Here is a 6,154-nt window from a genome sequence, read left to right on the forward strand (position 1 = left end):
GGGGGGGGAGGGAGAATTAATGCGCTTTAGCTACTTTGGCGGTTTTCTGTTTGCACAAATAGCCGATGCCAAGAATGGCAATCCATACCGGGATTAAGTACACCGAAATCGCCATGCCCGGCGTCATCAGCATAATCACCAGCACTGCAGCCATGAAAATCAGACATACCCAGTTACCAAGCGGATAGAGCAGCGCCGGGAAACGGGTGGTAACGCCTTGCTGCTGTTTGGCTTTGCGGAACTTCATGTGCGCCAGGCTAATCATTGCCCAGTTGATCACCAGTGCGGAAACCACCAGCGCCATAAGCAGGCCAAAGGCGGATTCCGGGGCCAGATAGTTGATCAGTACACACAGAGCCGTAACCAGCGCGGAGACCAGAATGGTGTTCACCGGTACGCCGCGTTTGTCGACGTTCATCAGCGCTTTTGGCGCGTTGCCCTGCTGTGCCAGACCGAACAGCATACGGCTGTTGCAGTATACGCAGCTGTTATACACAGAAAGGGCAGCGGTCAGCACTACGATGTTCAGTGCATTGGCAACAAAGGTGTCGCCCAGCTCGTGGAAAATAAGGACAAACGGGCTGGTATCAGCCGTGACGCGCGTCCACGGCATCAGGGAAAGCAGAACAGCCAGCGAACCTACATAGAAAATCAGGATACGGTAGATAACCTGGTTGGTTGCTTTGGGAATGCTTTGCTCCGGGTTATCGGCTTCAGCTGCGGTGATCCCGACCAGCTCCAGCCCACCGAAAGAGAACATAATAATAGCCATCATCATCACCAGACCGGTGAAGCCGTGCGGCAGGAAGCCACCCTGACTCCACAGGTTACTGACGCTGGCCTGCGGGCCGCCGTTGCCGCTAAACAGCAACCAGCCGCCGAACAGAATCATCGCAACCACGGCAATGACTTTAATAATGGCGAACCAGAACTCCATTTCCCCAAACACTTTCACGTTGGTCAGGTTGATGGCGTTGATCAGCACGAAGAAGGCTGCAGCAGAAACCCAGGTGGGGATCTCCGGATACCAGAACTGGATGTATTTACCTACGGCAGTCAGTTCAGCCATGGCAACCAGGACGTACAGTACCCAATAGTTCCAGCCAGAAGAGAAGCCCGCAAAACCGCCCCAGTATTTATAAGCAAAGTGGCTAAAGGAGCCTGCAACCGGCTCTTCAACCACCATTTCACCTAACTGACGCATAATCAAAAAGGCGATAAAGCCGGCAATTGCGTAACCCAGAATAATACCCGGTCCTGCAGACTGGATAACGGATGCGCTACCGAGGAATAACCCGGTACCAATCGCGCCACCCAGCGCGATTAGCTGTATATGGCGGTTCTTAAGACCGCGCTTGAGCTGATCGCCATGCTGTTGACTTTCCATCATTAAACCTCGTGTGTGGTTTTACTCTTCATATTTCGAGTACTTATTTTTTGAACTACGCAGCAATGCGTGTGTAAGTTTGCAATTCCGTTTGTTGTATTTATTTGTTTACAGATGCTTTAGATAAAATGTTGCCTCAATGCTTTTGTCTTGATCAGAATAATGATATGCGAGCGCGAATGCACCTGCTTTATGCGGGCAAGATGACGAGTTGAATAAAAAGAAACCATTTGTAAATGCGAGTTTATCTACCACAAAATTTCCATTTTGAATTTTTATTCACTAATTGTGGCTAATTTGTCGATAAATAATCAGGTGAATCGGTTCAGATGAGATATTTTTTCGTTTCAATTCCGTTAAAACTACCCCGTGGTGGGTAAATTTAACATTTGTGCATAGTTACATGTTTGAAACGTTATTTCTGTAATGTTGTTAAAATATGCCCCCTTTACTGATTTCAATCAAAACCTGTATGGACAGAAGGTGAATACTTTGTTACTTTAGCGTCAAGAACATGAAATTGGTAAGACCAATTGACTCCGGGCAAATGGCTTAAGACAGGAAATCATGGCCTACAGCAAAATCCGCCAACCAAAACTCTCCGATGTGATTGAGCAGCAGCTGGAGTTTTTAATTCTTGAGGGGACACTTCGCCCCGGAGAAAAACTCCCACCGGAACGCGAGCTGGCAAAACAGTTCGACGTCTCCCGCCCCTCCTTACGCGAGGCGATCCAACGCCTTGAAGCGAAGGGGTTACTGCTTCGTCGTCAGGGCGGTGGCACTTTTGTTCAGAGCAGCCTGTGGCAGAGCTTTAGCGACCCACTGGTAGAGCTGCTCTCCGACCATCCTGAATCCCAGTTTGACCTGCTTGAGACGCGCCATGCGCTGGAAGGTATTGCAGCCTATTACGCTGCACTGCGCAGCACGGATGAAGACAAAACGCGTATCCGTGAACTCCACCATGCGATCGAGCTTGCTCAACAGTCCGGCGATCTTGACGGCGAATCTGACGCGGTACTCCAGTATCAAATTGCTGTCACCGAAGCGGCACATAATGTGGTGCTGCTCCATTTGCTAAGGTGTATGGAGCCAATGCTGGCCCAGAACGTTCGGCAAAACTTCGAATTGCTGTATGCGCGTCGCGAGATGCTGCCGCTGGTGAGCAGTCACCGTACCCGCATCTTTGAAGCAATTATCGCCGGGAAGCCTGAAGAAGCGCGTGAAGCGTCTCACCGTCACCTGGCGTTTATCGAAGAGATTCTGCTGGACAGGAGCCGTGAGGAAAGCCGTCGTGAACGCGCCTTACGCCGTCTGGAGCAACGAAAGAATTAGTGATTTTTCTGGCAGAACGTTAACCAGAAGATGTTGTAAATCAAGCGCTATCGAAAGGCGCGGCAACTAAACGCAGAACCTGTCTTATTACGCTCTCTGGTGAGAACGTAATGGGACAGGTTCCAGATAACTCAACGTATTAGATAGATAAGGAATACCCCCATGTCAGAACGTTTCCCAAATGACGTGGATCCGATCGAAACTCGCGACTGGCTACAGGCGATCGAATCGGTCATCCGTGAAGAAGGTGTTGAGCGTGCTCAGTATCTGATCGACCAACTGCTTTCAGAAGCTCGCAAAGGCGGCGTGAAAGTAGCGGCAGGTGCTGGGGCCAGCAATTATGTAAACACTATTGCCGTTGAAGATGAACCGGAATACCCGGGCAATCTGGAGCTGGAACGTCGTATTCGTTCTGCTATCCGCTGGAACGCCATCATGACCGTACTGCGCGCGTCTAAAAAGGACCTCGAGCTGGGTGGCCACATGGCATCCTTCCAGTCCTCCGCAACGGTATATGATGTTTGCTTCAACCACTTCTTCCGTGCACGCAACGAACAGGATGGCGGCGATCTGGTTTACTTCCAGGGCCACATCTCTCCGGGCATCTACGCTCGCGCATTCCTGGAAGGTCGTCTGACTGAAGAGCAGATGAACAACTTCCGTCAGGAAGTACATGGCAAAGGCCTGTCTTCCTACCCGCACCCGAAACTGATGCCGGAATTCTGGCAGTTCCCGACCGTATCTATGGGTCTGGGCCCAATCGGTGCAATCTACCAGGCTAAATTCCTGAAATATCTGGAACACCGTGGCCTGAAAGATACCTCTAAACAAACCGTTTACGCCTTCCTGGGCGACGGCGAAATGGATGAGCCAGAATCTAAGGGTGCTATCACCATCGCGACCCGTGAGAAACTGGACAACCTGGTCTTTGTTATCAACTGTAACCTGCAGCGTCTTGACGGTCCGGTCACCGGTAACGGCAAGATTGTTAACGAACTGGAAGGCATCTTCGCGGGCGCTGGCTGGAACGTTATCAAAGTCATGTGGGGCGGTCGTTGGGATGAGCTGCTGCGTAAAGATACCAGCGGTAAACTGATCCAACTGATGAACGAAACCGTTGACGGCGACTACCAGACCTTTAAATCCAAAGATGGCGCATATGTACGTGAGCACTTCTTCGGTAAATACCCGGAAACCGCAGCTCTGGTTGCTGACTGGACTGACGAGCAGATTTGGGCTCTGAACCGTGGTGGTCACGATCCGAAGAAAGTCTACGCTGCACTGAAGAAAGCGCAGGAAACCAAAGGCAAAGCAACTGTAATCCTGGCCCATACCATCAAAGGTTACGGCATGGGTGACACCGCCGAAGGTAAAAACATCGCTCACCAGGTTAAGAAAATGAACATGGACGGCGTGCGTTATATCCGCGACCGTTTCAACGTTCCTGTGACCGATGAGCAGGTTGAAAACCTGTCTTACATCACCTTCCCGGAAGGTTCTGAAGAGCACACTTATCTGCACGCTCAGCGTCAGAAACTGCACGGCTATCTGCCTGCTCGTCAGCCGAACTTCACCGAGAAGCTGGAACTGCCTGCTCTGGAAGACTTCGGTGCGCTGCTGGAAGAGCAGAACAAAGAAATCTCCACCACTATCGCTTTCGTTCGTGCCCTGAACGTGATGCTGAAGAACAAGTCGATCAAAGATCGTCTGGTTCCGATCATCGCTGACGAAGCGCGTACTTTCGGTATGGAAGGTCTGTTCCGTCAGATCGGTATCTACAGCCCGAACGGTCAGCAGTACACCCCGCAGGACCGTGAGCAGGTTGCTTACTATAAAGAAGACGAGAAAGGTCAGATCCTGCAGGAAGGCATCAACGAACTGGGTGCTGGCGCATCCTGGCTGGCTGCTGCGACCTCCTACAGCACCAACGATCTGCCGATGATTCCGTTCTACATCTACTACTCCATGTTCGGGTTCCAGCGTATCGGTGACCTGTGCTGGCAGGCAGGCGACCAACAGGCTCGCGGCTTCCTGGTAGGGGGAACTTCTGGTCGTACGACGCTGAACGGCGAAGGTCTGCAGCACGAAGATGGTCACAGCCATATTCAGTCTCTGACTATCCCGAACTGTATCTCTTACGATCCGTCTTACGCGTACGAAGTTGCGGTCATCATGCACGATGGTCTGGAGCGTATGTACGGTGAGAAACAAGAGAACGTTTACTACTACATCACCACGCTGAACGAAAACTACCACATGCCGGCAATGCCAGCAGGTGCCGAGGAAGGTATCCGTAAAGGTATCTACAAACTCGAAACCCTCGAAGGTAAGAAAGGTAAAGTTCAGCTGCTGGGCTCCGGTTCTATCCTGCGTCACGTGCGTGAAGCAGCACAGATCCTGGCGAACGACTACGGTGTTGGTTCTGACGTTTATAGCGTAACCTCCTTCACTGAACTGGCGCGTGATGGCCAGGATTGTGAACGCTGGAACATGCTGCACCCGATGGAAACTCCGCGCGTTCCGTACATCGCTCAGGTGATGAACGACGCTCCGGCAGTGGCATCTACTGACTATATGAAACTGTTTGCCGAACAGGTTCGTACTTATGTACCGGCTGATGATTATCGCGTACTGGGTACTGACGGCTTCGGTCGCTCTGACAGCCGTGAAAACCTGCGTCACCACTTCGAAGTTGATGCTTCTTATGTGGTTGTAGCGGCCCTGGGCGAACTGGCTAAACGTGGCGAAATCGATAAGAAAGTGGTTGCTGACGCAATCATCAAATTCAACATCGATGCAGATAAAGTTAACCCGCGTCTGGCGTAAGAGGTAAAAGAATAATGGCTATCGAAATCAATGTACCGGACATCGGGGCTGATGAAGTTGAAATCACCGAGATCCTGGTCAAAGTAGGCGACAAAGTTGAAGCTGAACAGTCGCTGATCACCGTAGAAGGCGACAAAGCCTCTATGGAAGTTCCGTCTCCTCAGGCAGGTATCGTTAAAGAGATCAAAGTCTCTGTTGGCGACAAAACTGAGACAGGCAAACTGATCATGATTTTCGATTCCGCCGATGGTGCAGCAGCCGCTGCACCTGCTCCGGCAGAAGAGAAGAAAGAAGCAGCTCCGGCAGCAGCACCTGCTGCGGCAGCGGCGAAAGAAGTACACGTACCGGACATCGGCGGTGACGAAGTCGAAGTTACCGAGGTTATGGTTAAAGTGGGCGACACCGTTGCGGCTGAACAGTCTCTGATCACCGTTGAAGGCGATAAAGCGTCGATGGAAGTTCCGGCGCCGTTCGCGGGCACCGTTAAAGAGATCAAAATCAACACGGGCGACAAAGTGTCTACCGGTTCTCTGATTATGGTCTTCGAAGTTGCAGGCGCAGCGCCTGCTGCAGCACCGGCTCAGGCGGCAGCTCCAGCAGCAGCGGCGG

The 6,154-nt window shown here is 51.6% G+C and carries 4 protein-coding genes; 3 read left to right on the forward strand and 1 reads right to left on the reverse strand.

Translation table 11 applies throughout. The features are described 5' to 3' along the window. Positions 1 to 16: 16 nt before the first annotated feature. A complete protein-coding gene (gene aroP / locus FDW87_RS08045; protein WP_087121850.1) occupies positions 17 to 1,390 on the reverse strand; it encodes an aromatic amino acid transporter AroP in 1,374 nt (457 codons plus the stop codon). Positions 1,391 to 1,954: 564 nt separating this feature from the next. On the opposite strand from aroP, the gene pdhR reads away from it, so the two are divergent. The 3 genes from pdhR to FDW87_RS22085 form a co-directional block, all read left to right on the forward strand. Next, positions 1,955 to 2,719 carry a pyruvate dehydrogenase complex transcriptional repressor PdhR gene (pdhR, locus tag FDW87_RS08050; RefSeq protein WP_003018699.1) on the forward strand — a complete coding sequence of 255 codons (765 nt, stop codon included), beginning with the start codon at positions 1,955 to 1,957 and terminating at the stop codon, positions 2,717 to 2,719. A gap of 162 nt (positions 2,720 to 2,881) precedes the next feature. Continuing rightward, positions 2,882 to 5,545, forward strand: a complete 2,664-nt coding sequence (aceE, locus tag FDW87_RS08055) for a pyruvate dehydrogenase (acetyl-transferring), homodimeric type (RefSeq protein ID WP_016151717.1) — start codon at positions 2,882 to 2,884, stop codon at positions 5,543 to 5,545. A gap of 14 nt (positions 5,546 to 5,559) precedes the next feature. Continuing rightward, positions 5,560 to 6,154: biotin/lipoyl-containing protein (locus FDW87_RS22085; RefSeq protein WP_305764070.1), on the forward strand; the 595-nt coding region annotated here is incomplete at its 3' end.

Source organism: Citrobacter sp. wls826 (genome assembly GCF_005281245.1).
Lineage (GTDB): Bacteria > Pseudomonadota > Gammaproteobacteria > Enterobacterales > Enterobacteriaceae > Citrobacter > Citrobacter braakii.